Source organism: Rossellomorea aquimaris TF-12 (genome assembly GCF_001648555.1).
GTDB classification, from domain to species: Bacteria; Bacillota; Bacilli; order Bacillales; family Bacillaceae_B; genus Rossellomorea; species Rossellomorea aquimaris.
Genome location: NZ_LQXM01000028.1, coordinates 61842 through 77359, shown reverse-complemented (window position 1 = coordinate 77359; position 15518 = coordinate 61842). Strand labels below are relative to the sequence as shown.

The following is a 15518-nucleotide window of genomic DNA, read 5'->3' as shown; positions in this document are numbered from 1 at the left end:
TTGGAGGGAATGTTATCTTTTGAACGTTATCAAACCATGCTTTTCTTCCTAATACCCTTTTCAAGTTCTTCATAAACGATTATGATGAGAGGAAGAAATTAGTTGATTTCTTAACAATCGTTATGGGAGAGTTACTATTGAAAAATACATATTTAACGAGCTATTTGCCGTTATTTTCAATTCTGTTGTTTAGTTTAACGTTTTCCGTTTATGGAGTAGAGATATTTGTGGACCTATTTAAGAAAATAGGTGTTTATCCCGGAATGAAAGAGTTTTTATCTGATATGCAGCTAAAGCTTGCGATTTTAGTACTATTGATGGTGGTCTTCTTTATGGTCTTTGCTGCTTTAAAGCTGATAGCTGAGACGATTAATGGAGTGTCGATGCTGTTTTTCTCAAATGATTCAGAAGGGGAATTATATAATCAGGTTCGTACAGGCTCTATGGTGTATTTTATCGGGGGCTTAGTGTCGGTGGTCAGTTTGAAATCCTTTTTAGGGTTACTCATTATCTTTTCTGCCACATCCATCGTCTATTTTATTTATTTTGTTTATAAAATAAGTCCGTCCCTCTCGAAAGCCGGTATCTTAGGAGTTGTGAGCTTGCAGGTTTTTTCCTGGGCGTCATTGTTTTTAACAATATTCTTCGTGTTTTTGAAATTATACAACGGTGTTATGGCAAGTCTGCCGATTATGTCGAAGGTCAAATTTTAAAAAAATGCGTTGATTCTAAGGGTAGTCCTTAGAAGCAACGCATTTTCGTTTTTTATTTCATGATTTGCTGCCAGATTTTATGGCTAGGCCGCTGTCTTTCTATTTGACTCATGTTCTTTGGAATATCGTGACCAACCCAAACTCCCGTTGTAAGCTCGTTCGTTAACCCCATTACCCAGTAGTCATGATAGTTATTGGTGGTTCCGGTTTTAATTCCTACATAAGGTTTCGATACAAAAGCTGCCTTACCCGTTCCAGTTCTAGCAGCTTCATTAAGCATTTGTCGCATCTTGGTTGTTGTATCACTTGACCAAACCTTCTCAGGGTCATCCTTCCATTCGTATAGCACATTTCCTTTTCCATCCTTGACGTTAATAATCCCATGGCTTTCTACGTAATTTCCATCAATAAAGGAAGTATAAGCATCGGTTAATTCCAGTGGACTCATACCGTACGTAAATCCACCAACGGATGAAGCTAGAGTTTGGTCCTTCTTTGAAACCATTTCAAATGAAAAAGAAGATAGCTTTTGAAAGGCATCCTTTAGACCGACCTTCTCCATCAGTCTAAGGGAAGAAGAGTTATAAGATTGTGCCATTGATTGATTTAATGTGACAATGCCTGGCTGAACGCCACCATAGTTAGTTGGACAATATGACCCAACACAATAATTGTTGGCATTGACTTTTTCATAAATAGATGGTTGGAATTTTTCTAAATATGGTGCATAAACGAGTATAGGCTTTATGGATGAACCTGGTTGTCTGTATGCTTGAAAGGCATGGTGAAAGTTATATTTTTGATAACTTTTGCCACCCGTCAATGCCACCACGTTTCTAGTAGTATTATCAATTGTCACAGTAGCCCCTTGAAGCTCTCCATTTTGAAGCTCCCCGTTTAAGGCCTTCACGCTTTTTTGTTGGATGCTTGGATTTAAGGCTGTTTGAATCGTAACACCAGATGAGATGACTTCTTCAAAGCGGTCATTAAGCTTCTTTACAATCTTCTCTCTTTCTTGTTGAGATGCTGCATTTTGTAGATCTACTTTAAAACCTTCCTGTAACGAAATGAGCTCTTTCAGCTCTTCCTCTACAAAAAAAGCATAATCTGGATACTGATCTATTTTCCTTCTTATATTCAACTTAATGGGTGTATTCTTCAGCTCTTCTGCTTCTTCCTTTGTTAGCTTATTCGTGTTAACAAGAATATCAAGAAGTCGTTCCTGTCGTATTTTTGTTTGATCAAAATGATCGACAGGGTCATATTTAGCAGGATTATTTGGTATGGAAGCAATAAATGCAAGCTCTGCTTTATTTAGTTCCTCCACGTTTTTTTGGAAGTAGTACTGTGACGCGGTTTCAACTCCATAAACACCGTTGCTAAAATAGATAACATTAAGATACAGCTCTAATATTTCATCCTTTGTAAGGGATTTTTCAATTTCATGTGCATAAAATAATTCAGTTATTTTCCGGTTATAGGTTTTTTCTTGACCTAAATAGAGATTTCGCGCCAATTGCTGTGTAATCGTACTGCCACCCTGCTGAATATGGGTGAAGACCAAATTTTTCACAACGGCTCTTAAAATGGCACCGGCATCGAAGCCCACATGTTCATAAAAGTGCTGATCTTCTGAAGCAACCAATATGTCCTTCATAAACGGTGGAATATCTTCGTCATTCACATACAATCGGAACGGACGATTTACTTCAGAAAAGACTTTTCCATTGTGATCAACCAATAAACTGGTTCTGTTAAGTTCTAGTTTATTGGTATTTACAGTCTTTTGTAATTCATTTTGAAAGCCTTGAACCTTGTCTAATTCTTCCGTTGTTAAAAGCAAGGTAGCAAAAAACATTGTAATAAAGGTTAGTACAGTTAGATATCCTACATAGACTCTCATTTTCCCACTCTACTTTTCTAGTAATCTTGATTCACATGGCGGCTCGATTCAGAATGTCTTATACTCCACCATAATAATCCAAATGCGCCTAAGAATAAAGCACCTGTTACATAGAAAACAGAAGAAATGCCGATATATCCTGATACAATCCCTCCAAATGCCGGCCCAACAACATTTCCTAGAAATCGAAAGCTTTGATTATATCCAAGAACCTCACCCTGCATACGAAGGGGCGCTTCTTGACGAATATAAGCTGTCACACAAGGAATCATCCCACCAATGGCAATCCCAAATAAGAAACGAAATAGCACAAGCTGCCAAAGTTCTTCAGCGAGGGCTTGAGGAATAATAAAAATGGATGCTAAGACAAGAAGGATTGAAAGCACTTTCTCATATCCTATGTCATCTCCAAGCTTTCCCCATTGACGAGTAGCTAATAAATTTCCAAATCCAGTTGCAGAAAAGGCAATTCCAGCTAAAAAGGCAAGGTTTGTAGAAGAAGTGAGCTCATCTACATACAAAGCAAGAAGAGGTTGAATGCTGAAATTTGCTACTTGAATAAGAAAAGAAAGGAGTATAACAGTCACCAGCAATTTGTGTTCGAAAATATGCTGCAACACTTGTTTACGAGTATAATGATTTCTCCTGTCTTTCTGTTCCTGATTACGTTGTTCATTAATTCCAAACAAAACGAAGGTTGCCGCCGTAGCAATTGCAATGGAGGTGAAAATAAATGTATAGGAAAACCCTACATTATCAGCTAAAAGCCCACCAATGACAGGACCGAATAAACCGCCAGATACTGTTCCCATTTGGAGAGTTCCTAATGTTCTTCCAGCTTCCTTTTTAGGAGTCTGAGCAGAAATAAGCGCCATAGAAGTAGGGATAAATCCTGTCACAGCTCCCATGATCATTCGAAGGAAAAATAGTCCCCAAACAGAGTTCATAAATCCCATAAAAAAGATCGATAAGGCTATTCCATAACCTGTGATGAGCAAAATGGGCTTGTACCCATACCGATCACCTATGCGGCCCCATAAAGGAGAGATGAAAAAAGCCGTTAGAAAAGTAATTCCGAAAACAAACCCAGACCATCGTTGTACATATTCATGACTAAAAGAGCCAAAGGTCTCTATATAAAGAGACAAAAAAGGTAAAACCATTGTCGCACTTGCTGCTACTAAGAAATTGGCTATGAGCATAATGGTTAGATTCTTTTTTTCTATTGAAATGGTAAACACCTTCTAATAAATTATTTCGTATACCTAAATATTCATTCTATTAAAGAATGATAGGATAGTCCAATAACTTACAATTAATCATGCTTAAAAAACATGGATTTAGTCATAATTGTTAGGTAGAACATGATATAATATAAGAATAAGAAGTGTGGAGACTTTCGCTTTCAGAACCAGTTTTTTTGAGGGCGTAATTTTAAGAAAATAGTATCCTTTTAAAATATAAAAAGGGGTCATAACGACCAAAAGGTGAGGAGGGTTAGTGGTGAAAGCAAAGCAGATTGTTTTTATAGATTTTGAGTTTTCTATGCCGGAACGTCATAAAGTCCCCAGAGGTTTTTTTCCTGAAATTATAGAAGCTGGAGTAGTGGTTGTAGAAAATGGCCAAGTGACAGATACTTTCTCATCTTATGTAAAGCCTACTGCATTTCCCAGGTTAACACATCGTTGCAAACGCTTCTTATCCATCTCTCAAGAGAAAGTAGATGAAGGGATATCCTTTCAAAGGTTAATGGACTATTTTAATGGATTAAACGAAAGAGGCATTGAAAAGGTGGTAACGTGGGGGAACATGGATATGAAAGTGTTACGGGATAATTGTTCTCAAGCTAGGGTTCCTTTTCCTTTTCAAGCCCAATTTGTTGATTTGTCTATGGAGTACAAACGTTTCTTTGGTGATCAAAATCAAACGGGACTTTGGAAAGCAGTACAAGAATATGGAAGAGAAGGTGTTGGAAAGCATCACAAAGCATTAGATGATGCCATCACCACTCAGCATATATACAATCTAGTGGAACAAGACAAAAAGTACCTAGACAAAGCCGAACCCACAACCATCGGCGACCGAATAGACCTGAGTAAACTTTACAATTTACTAGCATAGTAGGAAGAGGGACGGACCTTCATAAATGAAGGTCCGTCCCTCTTCCTGTAATCAAAAAGTTAGTCCATACATTAGTTCGTATTCACGTTGTACGGATTGGAGAGTGTCTAGACTTTTGAGTGCATAGGGAGATGAGTCAGCTTGTAGCTCATTCCTTAGTTCTTGAAAGGAGGTGACCAGCGTATTGTTGTATTCAGGGATTTCACCTTCATATGGTTTGACCATTTTCTCAGGCATATTTGCTTGTTCACGATAGGCTAGGGCTTTCCGTTCATGAAATAATGGAACATCTACAAGATTAGGGTTATGCAAGTCCCCTTGACGAGGATGCTTTAACACTGCATGTATCTTAACAACATAAGCCCCTGGTCGTTCTCCCGTTACCTCACCAATATATTTTCCTGTTTTATAAAATGCGGTGACATAATCACCAATATGTATGTTTTTCATAAAAAAACCTCCTCTATTTCCTCTCTAACTATTATAATAAAAGACAAAGGAAATAATAAATAGACTATTATTAAAGTAACATGTGGAGGTACATAGATGAAACGTTTAATGATATTGATCCTGTGTGTCGTAGGTTTAATGTTGGCAGCATGTGGACAAACAGAAAAGGACAATGCTAGTGAAAACAAAGATATGCCCAAAAAAACAGAAGAAAAAAACAATGACGAAGTAGGAAAGGGAGAAGACACAATGACGTATCCACAACTCACAAAAGAAGTGTTAGAAAATGAAAAAGTCGTAGAAATGCAAACGAATATGGGGACAATTACGATTAAATTATTCCCTGAACAAGCTCCAAAAACAGTAGAAAATTTCATTACTCATAGCGAGAATGGATATTATGATGGGGTTAAATTTCATCGAGTGATTAAAGATTTTATGATTCAAGGTGGAGATCCTAACGGAACAGGAACAGGTGGAGAAAGCATCTATGGCGAGCCTTTTGAGGATGAATTTTCAAGAGAATTATTCAATCTTCGTGGAGCTCTATCCATGGCGAATCCTGGTCGGCCAGATAGTAACGGCAGTCAATTTTTTATTGTTCAAAATAGTGAAATGAACCCTGCATTTGAAGAAAAATTAAAAGAAGCAGGATATCCGGAAGAGGTTACGGAAGCATACTTGAAAAACGGTGGTACACCTTGGCTTGATTTCAAGCATACTGTATTTGGACAAGTAATCGAAGGAATGGATATCGTAGACAAAATTGCTCATTTGGAAGTTGGGGAAAACGACCTTCCAAATGAAGAAGTCGTGATTGAAAAAATAACTGTTAAAAAATAATCGTTATGAGAGAGCTGTAAACCAATTTTTAGTTTATAGCTCTTTTTTTGCTCATAGGTAGAGAACACTCATATTTCCTCGGAAATTGTCGAGTCTTAAGAATCTCATATGAATGCTGATGAGGTGTTCAATAAATTGTTATAAATCATCTATATTAGAAGTTGGTCTCTGCATTTTTGTCTTGCTATAATGGAAACAGAGTTTTTTTGAAAGGAGCTAATTATGCTTTCTTTATTTGTATTAAATCTATTTTTATACTTTCCAGAAGACAAATCCGAATACATTCCAGCCAGCATTACCATGGCAATATTCTTGATAGCTGCCTTTCTTACCTTTCGTTTAATTAAAAAAGTGTCAAAACGAGAAGAATTAAAAACAAAGGAAATGGAAGAAGAAGTGAATAGGCGAAATAAGGAATAGATGTATGCAAGTACGCTTCTACTAACAGAGGCGTACTTTTTTGATTCCTCAAAAGGAATACTTTTCTTCTTCATCGTCAAGAATGGAAAAAGAGTATGTACATTTGGAGGAATGACAAAATGGAGAAAAGAACAATACTACTATATATGGCCGTCGTTCTCATAGCTTTCTTAGGAGCTTGTGCAATCGAAAATCCGAAAAAAATCAATCTTGATATGAAAAATGATGTGGGAGACTCCTTAGGAATTGTCGTTCTTCAAGAGAAAGCGGACGGAGTAGAAGTAGATCTCGATTTAGAAGGCTTACCGCCAGGGGAGCATGCCATCCATTTTCATGAAAAAGGAAAATGTGAACGACCGGATTTTGTTTCAGCGGGAAATCACTTTAACCCAGATGATAAAATGCACGGACTCCTCCATCCAGAAGGTGCTCATGGAGGCGATCTTCCGAATATCATTGTGAATGATGATGGCTCCGTAAAAGTAAAGTTAATGGATCCACTCGTTACTTTGTCAAAAGGGCACACATCGCTTTTTACAAAAGACGGAACATCGCTGGTGATTCATGAAGGCGTGGATGACGGGATGAGTCAACCTTCTGGTGATAGTGGTCAGCGAATTGCTTGTGCTGAGATTGCGAAGGAGAAAAAGAAGAAGTAGTAGTGTGTGTCGAATTTTGGTAGATGAAATATAGAAAATACGGATAAATGGAGTGTAGATACAAATTTAAGGTCCGTCCCTCAAACAAAAAAAGGAGAGCAGTGATTGCTCTCCTTTTTTTAGTGTAATGCCCGGTGTAATCGTTGGAGTCCGTCTTGTAAGAGTTCTCTTGGGCATGCGATGTTCATTCGGACGAAGCCTTCTCCGCCGGGTCCGTATTTTGAGCCGGGCTCAAGGGCGAGTTTTCCTTTGTCTAAGAGGCGACGGGTTAATTCTTTTTCTGAAAGTCCAAGTTTTTGGCAGTCAATCCACAGTAGGTATGTTCCTTCAGGTTCGACTACGTGTAGCTCTGGAAGATGTTTTTGAATAAATTCTTTTGATATTTTTACATTTTCTTTTAAATAAATCAAAATGTCTTTTAGCCAAGGCTCCCCTTGCCGATAGGCTGCTTCCATGCCAACAATCCCAAATGTGCTCAAGGTGAAGAAGCCTTGTTTTTTATGCACATTGGCAATCTTTTCACGCGTTTCTGCATTTTTGACAATCATGGCTGACGCCTGCAGACCAGCAAGGTTGAAGGTTTTGCTTGGAGCTATGCAAGTAATGGTCTGTTCCGCAAACTTCTCGTCAAGAGAGGCGATGGGGATATGCTTATGAGATTCGTAGACAAGGTCACAGTGAATTTCATCTGAAACGATTACTACATTGTATTGATTGCATAGCTCTCCTATTTTCATCAACTCATCTTGAGTCCATACCCGACCGCTTGGATTATGAGGATTACACAATAAGAAGAGCTTCACCCCCTTTTTAAGAGACTGTTCAAACGCTTCAAAGTCAATCGTATAAGCCCCGTCTTGATAAACTAATGGTGCATTCTCAATCATCCTTTCGTTGTCTTCTACCAGGCTAAAAAAAGGTGTATAAACAGGAGACTGAACCAACACCATATCACCAGGGTCAGTAAGGGCCTGAATAATAGTAGAAATGGATGGTACAACACCAGGGCTATATAGAAGCCACTCCTTGTTCACTAGCCAATGATGGCGCTTTTTAAGCCATTGGGTAATAGAATCGGCTGTAGCATCTCCAACAAAGGTATAACCAAAGATTCCATGCTGAAGTCTATCCTGAAGTGCGTTCAGCACCTCTTGAGGAGGCTTAAAGTCCATATCAGCTACCCACATAGGAAGGACATCTTCTTTTCCGAACACGGTTTTCGTTAAATCCCACTTTACCGATGATGTACCTTTTCGATTGATAACTCCTTCGAAATGATTCAATAGTGAGCCCCCTTCCATGATTTTTATGTTAGGATTTCATCCTCAAAGATGAAATTGTTTGTTTAAGGTTTATTCTTGAAGTACAGATGATACAGATGAATAGGAGAGAAACAAATGAAACACTGGTAAACACATTAAAAGAGTGGGATTTCTTTTTCATTGGCAAAGAAGGCTATGATACAGAAATTGCCGAAGTCATTGGTGCTGTTCATGATCTGGATAATCCCAATGTATTATCAAAAGAAATTTATGGTATTTATGAATTTTTATTCGAAGAGTGGATTCCTATGGAGGATTGTCCCATTTCGTATAAGCTGCTTCTTGCTCAATATAGAATAAGGGACATTCCCCTTACGTTTCAGAAATGAGCGTTTGGGAAAGTCCTTTTTTGTATGGAGATTCCTTTCGCTTGGAATCAGCAAACTCTTCTGCATCGAGACGTACAAAATTTCTAATGTGATGGAGAACTTCCACTGGCTTTTCTTCAGGTACAAGATGACCTGTTTCCTCCAACACAACCAATTTCGAGTTCGGAATATCTTCTTTGAGTCTATGTCCAGTCGTAAGGGGAACCACTTTATCATGCTCTCCCCATAAAAGGAGGCAGGGTGTATCGATATTCCTTAAATCTTGTGTACTTAAATCTCCTTCACGGTCTCGAATCATCCTCGTTAATGCTTTAAAGATATCATCCTCAAGAAATGGTTTGAGATATCCAAACATCATCTCGTCATCAATTAAATTTGCGTTATGAACGACATTTTCAAGATTATTTCTTACACCTGAACGAGTGAGCCACAGCTTTACATACAGGTGGAAAAAAGGGACATAGCTTAAAAGCGTTACAGGCCATTTCATCCTCTTAAGATAGCCGGAACTACAAAGGAGAATCCCCTTCTCGACTAATGAAGGCTCTTTTTTCATGACATTTAATGCAATTTGACCTCCCATTGAATGACCTGTTAGATGGATATTGCTTACATTTAAATGGTCTAATAAAGCAATAACCGTATTGGCTAAATTATCATATGAATATCTGAATGAATTGTTCTTTTCACTATTCCCAAAGGGAGGTAAGTCAATGGAGATGACATTATAATTTTCTTTTAGAAGAGGCGTTAATCGCCTAAAGCTAAAGGTTGATGAGAGAAAACCATGAAGCAGGACGAAGGTTTCAGTTGCTGTTGGGTGTTGATGGTATTCAAAATAGACGTTAGCCCCATTAACTTGTACCATTTTCGAAAAATCCTGATCTTGCATGTTTCGTCACTCCTCTAGAATTCACTTAAAGGTATTTTACCCCCATAGAGTAAATTAACACCTGGATATAAAAGTTTTTGATGGCGGAGAGACTTATTTATACCTATATCATTTGCATAGACTTCTGATATAATGAAACCATTTAGAGGCTATGAGGAGGATTAGAATGCAACTTAGAGAGTTAGAGCTTGATTTATTAAGGATTTTACAAAAAGATGCGCGAATTTCATCTGAGAACTTAGGGAAGATGCTTCAGGCTTCTACTGAAGAAATTGACGATGCAATTGCAAAGCTTGAAAAGGAAAATATTCTGGTTCGCTACAGTACCATTATCGATTGGTCGAAAGTTGAAGGTCACGAAGGTGTTACAGCCATGATTGATGTTAAGGTTGCACCTAAACGTGGTGTAGGTTTTGATGAGGTTGCTCACCGTATTTATCGCTACAAAGAAGTGAAAAGTGTGTACCTGATGTCAGGTGCCTACGACCTTTCTGTTACGGTTGGAGGTCGTTCCATGAATGAAGTAGCGAAATTTGTATCCGAGAAGCTCTCAACCTTGGATTCCGTTTTATCAACAACCACTCATTTTCAGTTAAAAAAATATAAGCATGATGGCACTATTTTCGGTGACCATGGAGAAGATAAACGAATTGTGGTGTCACCATGACAACGAAAACATCTTCTTATATAGCAAAATCAGTAGAACAAATAAAACCTTCAGGTATACGTAAGTTTTTTGACTTGGCAGCCAATATGGAAGGTGTCATTTCTTTAGGGGTTGGAGAACCTGATTTCACTACATCTTGGACTGTTCGAGAAGCAGCGATTCTTTCATTGGAACAAGGGTATACCTCCTATACAGCGAATGCAGGTTTGTTAGAGCTAAGGGAGAAAATCGCCACCTATATGAGTGAAGGCTATCATGTTACCTACGATCCTAAAGAGGAAATCATCGTAACGGTTGGGGCAAGTCAAGCCCTCGACATAGGTTTGAGAGCTATTGTAGACCCGGGAGACGAAGTGATTGTCGTTGAACCAAGCTTTGTTTCCTATGTTCCACTAGTTGAACTTGCAGGAGGAACGCCTGTAACGGTAGAAACCAAAGCGGAAAATGATTTCAAGGTGATGGCATCGGAATTAAAGGAAGCTATTACGAGTCGAACCAAGGCGGTGCTTCTTTGTTCACCGAATAATCCCACAGGGACGGTTCTGGAAAGAGAGGATCTGGAGAAGCTAGCTGAGGTAATTCGTGAACATGATTTAGTGGTTTTATCCGATGAAATATACTCTGAGTTAGCCTATGACCATCAACATGTCTCCATAGCTTCTTTAGAGGGTATGAGAGAGAGAACGATAGTGATTAATGGCTTTTCTAAAGGGTTTGCCATGACTGGTTGGCGGTTAGGATATATTTGTGCTCCAAAAGAAATCGCCCTGCCCCTGCTAAAAATCCATCAATATGCCATGATGTGTGCTTCTACACCTGCACAATATGCAGCAGTTGAGGCCTTAGATAAAGGAATTGATGAAGTAATGGAGATGAAGCGAAGCTATCGACACCGTCGACATTATTTTGTGGACTCCTTAAATGAATTAGGGTTGACTTGTCATACTCCTGGTGGAGCTTTTTATGCCTTTCCATCCATAAAGAAAACAGGTCTATCTTCAGAACAATTTGCAGAGAAACTGCTCCTAGAAGAGAAAGTGGCTGTCGTTCCTGGAAATGTTTTTGGTAAAAGTGGAGAAGGCTATGTACGATGTTCATATGCTTCTTCAATGGAACAACTCCAAGAAGCTGTAAAAAGAATTAAGAGATTTGTTGAAAATCATCAATAAAAAGGAACGAGGCACAGTATTTGTGTCTCGTTCTTTTTTGGTCAAAAAAAATAGGACGATTACTCATCGTCCAACAAATGAAAACAAAAGGGGGAATACTTAGAAAGCTTATTTTCAGTATGACCCTCTTTAAAAGATTATATACATATTTTTTTATTTTTTTGTTATATACCCATAAGGTAGTTTAATGATTATTCCTCATATTTTAATTCATACAGCATTTGCATGACTCGTAAAAAGTCTTCTTCAGAAATTTCTTTTGCTTTACGAAGGATTAGCTTGGTACGTTTGGGACCTAATTCTTGGATGAGTTGCTCCATTTCAGCATCTACTCCTGTAGGATGATGATCCAGCATTTCACGTTCTAAGAGCTCGGAAGCCGGAATGTCAAGTACCGTCGACAGTTTTAAAATCGTTTGTGTATCAGGAATTTGCTCATTCGCTTCATATTTCTCAATCGTTCTTGTACCAAGTCTTGCTCTTAAGGCCAGATCCTTTTGAGTAATCTTTCGTTCTTCCCGAACTCGCTTTAAATTTTCACCAAAGAAAGACATCCTAAATCCCTCCCAATTAATATACCATCTATCTTTATACTTTTAGTTTATCACGATATGGAAAAAAATAGCCCTCCACTTAGTGAACAAAATGTTAAAAAATAAGCTGTTTCGTAAAGATGTTTGCTAGTTCAAACGGTTTTTATGTGGATTATTAAAGATCTACACCTTCAATTATCACTTCCTCCCATCTTATGCGCCGGTTTTCACTCTTTTTGAGTCCACTTTTAAGATATATGAGCCGCTTTTGGGAATTTATGAGCCGAAATTGTGATATATGAGTCACTTTCAAATTTTATGATCCTTTTGCCAAAAAATAGATATTCTTCGCATTTTAAAAATTTTGCTCTCATTAAGGCAAAGCTTGCGAAAACAGCTTTGTGAAAAAAACTAAAAAGAAGAGGCCCGGGATGGACCTCTTCTTTAAAAAAGTTCTTTAGGTAAGAAACACAATCAGAATCGCAATAGGAACAACATATCGAAGGAGGAAGATCCAAAAGTTGAATAGTCCAGTTGATATGGATGAACCAGATTTAAGTTCGCTCCATACATCATCACGCTTCATTCGATAGGACACAAAAATACTGATTAAAAATGCTCCAATTGGTAAACCGAAATTACTTGTCATATAATCGGCAAAATCAAAAAAGTTTTTACCATATATCAAAAAGTCATTAAAAACTCCAAATGATAATGCACTTGGAATACCAGCGATGAACACAAGTATCCCCACCATCCAAGTAAATGGCATACGTCTTTTCTTATTTCCTTTAGCCAGTGCGGCTACACCAATTTCAAGAATGGAAAAGGCTGATGTTAAGGTAGCGAACAAAAGCAAAATAAGAAAGACAACAAGAAAGATACCACCAAAGGCGATTTCATTAAATACAGCTGGTAAAACAACAAATGCGATACCGGGACCTTCATCAGGTTCAAAACCGAGGGCATAAACCGATGGAAAAATAACAAGTCCTGCCAACAAGGATATAAAGATATTTAATGCGGAAACACTAATGGCGGATCGTGGCATGCTATCCTCTTTTGGAAGATAGGATGCATACGTCACCATGACGGAAAGTCCAACACTTAGAGCGAAGAAAGCTTGTCCCAAGGCAAGTAAAGCTGTTTCTCCAGTTAGATAGCTCCAGTCAGGAAGAAGTAAAAATCGAACACCCTCCATGGCACCGTCTAGGGTAAGGGAGCGAACGACTAAAATAATAAATAGTATAAATAATGAAGGCATCATATAACGACTTGCCCGTTCAATCCCTTTTTGAATCCCACCCTGAACCACTAAAATGGTGAGGACAATAAACACAAATTGTGCAATCAGTACTTCCCAGGGGTTTGCAATGATACTATCGAATAGTGCCCCGTACTGTTCTTGTGTCTTCCCTGTTAGTGAGCCTGTAAGGCTTCTTGCTAGGTAGGATAGAATCCATCCTCCAACAACACTGTAAAAAGAAAGAATAATAAATGAGACAATGGTTCCCAGGTATCCAATCCAGTGCCATTTCGAGTTAGGAGCCAGTTTCTTATATGATGTGACAGCATCTGCCCCAGCCTTTCTTCCTATAACAAATTCAGCTAAAAGAATAGGTGTTCCAATTAGAACAGTAAATAATATGAATAAAAGGAAGAATACTCCTCCACCATTTGCTCCTGCCATGTATGGGAATTTCCAAATGGCACCTAGTCCAATAGCTGAACCAGCGGCTGCAAGTATAAATCCAAGTTTTGATGTCCATTGCTCTCTTTTTGCCATAAAAATCCCCTTTCAAAAAAATAAGATTTTTTAATACTACTATGTTTTAAATGGTGTGTACATATGATTTTCAAATTTTCAATATATATTTAAAATGGTTTTAAATGTAAGTTAATTCTCCATTTTAGAAGTGAAGATTTTCATCTCCTTCATTAGTATGATACAAATTTTCTCATTTCATTACGATAGACCTAAATTCTAAAGGTAGAGTTAAATTAGGCTGGAAAATTTCCCTTGTTGTAGTATACTAACTGTAACAAAACGTTCACAAAGAATTCTTTTTTTAGTCACAATTGAAAGCGTTTACTATATTAATAGGAGGAAAGAATATGGATGTTTTCATTGTTTACTTATTTATTGCAACGGCAACTCCTCTGTTTTTATGGGTAGAACATCGTAAATGGGCTATGTTACATATTCCATTTGTTATAGCGTTATGGTTTGCGTTTATCTATTATGTAGCGGTACCTGAGCTCGGAGGATGGGGGCATATAACCCTTTGGAGTTTGTTTATTGCAAACTTTGCCTTTGCTCATCTTGCAGCTTTTTGGCTGTACGCAGCACCATTTATTCGCAAAGAAAGAGAAAAACGTATGATTTCAACAACAAAATAAAAAAAGACTGAGTACAGGGGGATTCATTACCTTGTACTCAGTCTTTTTTATCTTTAGCGACAAGATTAAAAAACACCCCCCGTAAAGAATTAACTTTAAGGGGGGATGGAAATCTTCAACTATTCATTCATGTCATGTTCCATATGAGTGTCGTGAGAATCCGTTTCTCCCATATTATCCATGTCCATATAGTCCATTCCAAAGGACATTACCCAAATAGTACCTGCTACAACAGCAACGGCAATAAAGGCTGCGTAAAGCATGGTAGCTGTTTGATATTTACCATCTTCACTCTCTCTAATATGCATAAACATGAGGAGCTGAATGCTTGCTTGAATAATGGCAAGGCCGACGATTATGATGATAATTGTATCTGTACTAAATCCACTGGATAAAGCCACCCACAATGCTATAAGGGTAAGAACAATAGACAAAGCGAATCCGACAATATGTGACCAAGGGAACTTGCTATGACTATTAGCCATTATGCATCACCATCCCTATTAAATAAACTCCAGTGAAAATGAAAATCCAAACCACATCAAGAAAATGCCAATATAAGCTTGTAATAAAAACCTTGCTTGATGTGATAGGGGTAAGTCCACGTTTTCTTACTTGAATTAATACAAAAGAAATCCAGAAGACACCTAAAGTTACATGGGCTCCATGTGTTCCAACGAGTACAAAGAAAGCGGACCAGAAAGCACTCGATGACAGGGATGCTCCTTCATGAACATAATGAACAAATTCTGTTATTTCAAATCCAAGGAAAGATACACCCATCAGTAAGGTAGTAATCATCCAAATCATTAATCCTTTTTGATTTCCATTCCGCATTTCATGGATTGCTAAGCCACAAGTGAAACTTGAAGTAAGCAGCAAGAAGGTTTCGATTAGAACACCTTTTAATTCAAATAATTCTCCAGGTAAAGGACCGTTTGCCGTTCTACCGGTAAGGGCGAAATAAGTACCGAATAGGGTAGCAAAGAGAGCGATCTCAGCACCTAGGAAAATCCAGAATCCAAGAATATTTAATCTACCAGTTTCAGATTGATACTCCAGAGGAGATGTTGAATTTTTTTGACTCATTTCCATTT

At 38.0% G+C, this 15518-nt stretch carries 18 protein-coding genes; 9 read left to right on the top strand and 9 right to left on the bottom strand.

From position 1 onward, the window contains the following. The first annotated feature begins 137 nt into the window (after nt 1-137). Nucleotides 138-713 (top strand): DUF5366 family protein, encoded by a 576-nt coding sequence (locus tag IQI_RS11725; RefSeq protein ID WP_064092831.1) that lies wholly within the window; start codon nt 138-140, stop codon nt 711-713. 52 nt (nt 714-765) lie between these two features. Here IQI_RS11725 and IQI_RS11720 read toward each other — a convergent pair whose 3' ends face one another. Continuing rightward, nucleotides 766-2616, bottom strand: a complete 1851-nt coding sequence (locus IQI_RS11720) for a transglycosylase domain-containing protein (RefSeq protein ID WP_064092830.1) — start codon at nt 2614-2616, stop codon at nt 766-768. 17 nt (nt 2617-2633) lie between these two features. Next, entirely contained in the window at nt 2634-3848 is a 1215-nt protein-coding gene (locus IQI_RS11715) for an MFS transporter (RefSeq protein WP_082892713.1), read from the bottom strand. A gap of 268 nt (nt 3849-4116) precedes the next feature. Here IQI_RS11715 and kapD point away from each other — a divergent pair, with 268 nt between their 5' ends. After that, a complete protein-coding gene (kapD, locus tag IQI_RS11710) occupies nt 4117-4737 on the top strand; it encodes a 3'-5' exonuclease KapD (RefSeq protein WP_064092828.1) in 621 nt (206 codons plus the stop codon). Between the two features lie 51 nt (nt 4738-4788). Here the strand turns inward: kapD and IQI_RS11705 are convergent, their stop codons facing one another. Then, nucleotides 4789-5187 carry a kinase-associated lipoprotein B gene (locus IQI_RS11705; RefSeq protein ID WP_064092827.1) on the bottom strand — a complete coding sequence of 133 codons (399 nt, stop codon included), beginning with the start codon at nt 5185-5187 and terminating at the stop codon, nt 4789-4791. Nucleotides 5188-5283: 96 nt separating this feature from the next. Between IQI_RS11705 and IQI_RS11700 the strand changes: the two genes are divergently transcribed. The 3 genes from IQI_RS11700 (at nt 5284) to IQI_RS11690 (ending at nt 7109) form a co-directional block, all read left to right on the top strand. Continuing rightward, nucleotides 5284-6030 (top strand): peptidylprolyl isomerase, encoded by a 747-nt coding sequence (locus IQI_RS11700; protein ID WP_082892682.1) that lies wholly within the window; start codon nt 5284-5286, stop codon nt 6028-6030. A gap of 222 nt (nt 6031-6252) precedes the next feature. After that, nucleotides 6253-6450, top strand: coding sequence for a hypothetical protein (locus IQI_RS11695; protein ID WP_064092826.1), 198 nt, complete (start codon nt 6253-6255; stop codon nt 6448-6450). Between the two features lie 119 nt (nt 6451-6569). Continuing rightward, nucleotides 6570-7109, top strand: a complete 540-nt coding sequence (locus tag IQI_RS11690) for a superoxide dismutase family protein (RefSeq protein WP_064092825.1) — start codon at nt 6570-6572, stop codon at nt 7107-7109. A 119-nt stretch (nt 7110-7228) separates the two neighbouring features. On the opposite strand, the gene IQI_RS11685 is transcribed toward IQI_RS11690, so the two are convergent. Then, the gene (locus IQI_RS11685; RefSeq protein ID WP_156509889.1) at nt 7229-8410 is read right to left on the bottom strand and encodes a MalY/PatB family protein; all 1182 of its coding nucleotides are present in this window, start codon (nt 8408-8410) and stop codon (nt 7229-7231) included. A gap of 77 nt (nt 8411-8487) precedes the next feature. Here IQI_RS11685 and IQI_RS11680 point away from each other — a divergent pair, with 77 nt between their 5' ends. Continuing rightward, nucleotides 8488-8760, top strand: coding sequence for a DUF1871 family protein (locus IQI_RS11680; protein ID WP_064092823.1), 273 nt, complete (start codon nt 8488-8490; stop codon nt 8758-8760). Here the strand turns inward: IQI_RS11680 and IQI_RS11675 are convergent. Further along, nucleotides 8744-9652, bottom strand: a complete 909-nt coding sequence (locus IQI_RS11675) for an alpha/beta fold hydrolase (RefSeq protein ID WP_064092822.1) — start codon at nt 9650-9652, stop codon at nt 8744-8746. The genes IQI_RS11680 and IQI_RS11675 overlap by 17 nt on opposite strands. A 166-nt stretch (nt 9653-9818) precedes the next feature. Between IQI_RS11675 and IQI_RS11670 the strand changes: the two genes are divergently transcribed. Both IQI_RS11670 and IQI_RS11665 read left to right on the top strand, forming a co-directional pair. Then, complete coding sequence (locus tag IQI_RS11670; RefSeq protein ID WP_064092821.1) at nt 9819-10319, top strand: Lrp/AsnC family transcriptional regulator; 501 nt, start codon at nt 9819-9821, stop codon at nt 10317-10319. Continuing rightward, nucleotides 10316-11488: an aminotransferase gene (locus IQI_RS11665; protein WP_064092820.1), complete on the top strand. Its 1173-nt coding sequence runs from the start codon at nt 10316-10318 to the stop codon at nt 11486-11488. Before IQI_RS11670 ends, IQI_RS11665 begins: the two co-directional genes overlap by 4 nt. A gap of 191 nt (nt 11489-11679) precedes the next feature. Here IQI_RS11665 and IQI_RS11660 read toward each other — a convergent pair whose 3' ends face one another. Both IQI_RS11660 and IQI_RS11655 read right to left on the bottom strand, forming a co-directional pair. After that, nucleotides 11680-12042: a helix-turn-helix domain-containing protein gene (locus tag IQI_RS11660; protein ID WP_064092819.1), complete on the bottom strand. Its 363-nt coding sequence runs from the start codon at nt 12040-12042 to the stop codon at nt 11680-11682. Nucleotides 12043-12478: 436 nt separating this feature from the next. After that, nucleotides 12479-13807, bottom strand: a complete 1329-nt coding sequence (locus IQI_RS11655) for a sodium-dependent transporter (protein ID WP_064092818.1) — start codon at nt 13805-13807, stop codon at nt 12479-12481. A 329-nt stretch (nt 13808-14136) separates the two neighbouring features. Here IQI_RS11655 and IQI_RS11650 point away from each other — a divergent pair, with 329 nt between their 5' ends. Then, the gene (locus IQI_RS11650) at nt 14137-14421 is read left to right on the top strand and encodes a spore morphogenesis/germination protein YwcE (RefSeq protein ID WP_064092817.1); all 285 of its coding nucleotides are present in this window, start codon (nt 14137-14139) and stop codon (nt 14419-14421) included. Nucleotides 14422-14540: 119 nt separating this feature from the next. Here IQI_RS11650 and qoxD read toward each other — a convergent pair whose 3' ends face one another. Both qoxD and qoxC read right to left on the bottom strand, forming a co-directional pair. Further along, entirely contained in the window at nt 14541-14906 is a 366-nt protein-coding gene (qoxD, locus tag IQI_RS11645) for a cytochrome aa3 quinol oxidase subunit IV (protein WP_064092816.1), read from the bottom strand. Continuing rightward, nucleotides 14899-15516: a cytochrome aa3 quinol oxidase subunit III gene (gene qoxC / locus IQI_RS11640; protein ID WP_064092815.1), complete on the bottom strand. Its 618-nt coding sequence runs from the start codon at nt 15514-15516 to the stop codon at nt 14899-14901. Before qoxC ends, qoxD begins: the two co-directional genes overlap by 8 nt. Between the last annotated feature and the right edge of the window lie 2 nt (nt 15517-15518).

What these genes read in the sequence shown, in the direction of transcription:
- IQI_RS11720 (WP_064092830.1), bottom strand. Translation starts at nt 2,616, where the DNA reads ATGAGAGTCTATGTAGGATATCTAACTGTACTAACCTTTATTACAATG.
- IQI_RS11705 (WP_064092827.1), bottom strand. Translation starts at nt 5,187, where the DNA reads ATGAAAAACATACATATTGGTGATTATGTCACCGCATTTTATAAAACA.
- IQI_RS11700 (WP_082892682.1), top strand. Translation starts at nt 5,284, where the DNA reads ATGAAACGTTTAATGATATTGATCCTGTGTGTCGTAGGTTTAATGTTG.
- IQI_RS11695 (WP_064092826.1), top strand. Translation starts at nt 6,253, where the DNA reads ATGCTTTCTTTATTTGTATTAAATCTATTTTTATACTTTCCAGAAGAC.
- IQI_RS11690 (WP_064092825.1), top strand. Translation starts at nt 6,570, where the DNA reads ATGGAGAAAAGAACAATACTACTATATATGGCCGTCGTTCTCATAGCT.
- IQI_RS11685 (WP_156509889.1), bottom strand. Translation starts at nt 8,410, where the DNA reads ATGGAAGGGGGCTCACTATTGAATCATTTCGAAGGAGTTATCAATCGA.
- IQI_RS11680 (WP_064092823.1), top strand. Translation starts at nt 8,488, where the DNA reads ATGAATAGGAGAGAAACAAATGAAACACTGGTAAACACATTAAAAGAG.
- IQI_RS11675 (WP_064092822.1), bottom strand. Translation starts at nt 9,652, where the DNA reads ATGCAAGATCAGGATTTTTCGAAAATGGTACAAGTTAATGGGGCTAAC.
- IQI_RS11670 (WP_064092821.1), top strand. Translation starts at nt 9,819, where the DNA reads ATGCAACTTAGAGAGTTAGAGCTTGATTTATTAAGGATTTTACAAAAA.
- IQI_RS11665 (WP_064092820.1), top strand. Translation starts at nt 10,316, where the DNA reads ATGACAACGAAAACATCTTCTTATATAGCAAAATCAGTAGAACAAATA.
- IQI_RS11660 (WP_064092819.1), bottom strand. Translation starts at nt 12,042, where the DNA reads ATGTCTTTCTTTGGTGAAAATTTAAAGCGAGTTCGGGAAGAACGAAAG.
- IQI_RS11655 (WP_064092818.1), bottom strand. Translation starts at nt 13,807, where the DNA reads ATGGCAAAAAGAGAGCAATGGACATCAAAACTTGGATTTATACTTGCA.
- IQI_RS11650 (WP_064092817.1), top strand. Translation starts at nt 14,137, where the DNA reads ATGGATGTTTTCATTGTTTACTTATTTATTGCAACGGCAACTCCTCTG.
- qoxD (WP_064092816.1), bottom strand. Translation starts at nt 14,906, where the DNA reads ATGGCTAATAGTCATAGCAAGTTCCCTTGGTCACATATTGTCGGATTC.
- qoxC (WP_064092815.1), bottom strand. Translation starts at nt 15,516, where the DNA reads ATGGAAATGAGTCAAAAAAATTCAACATCTCCTCTGGAGTATCAATCT.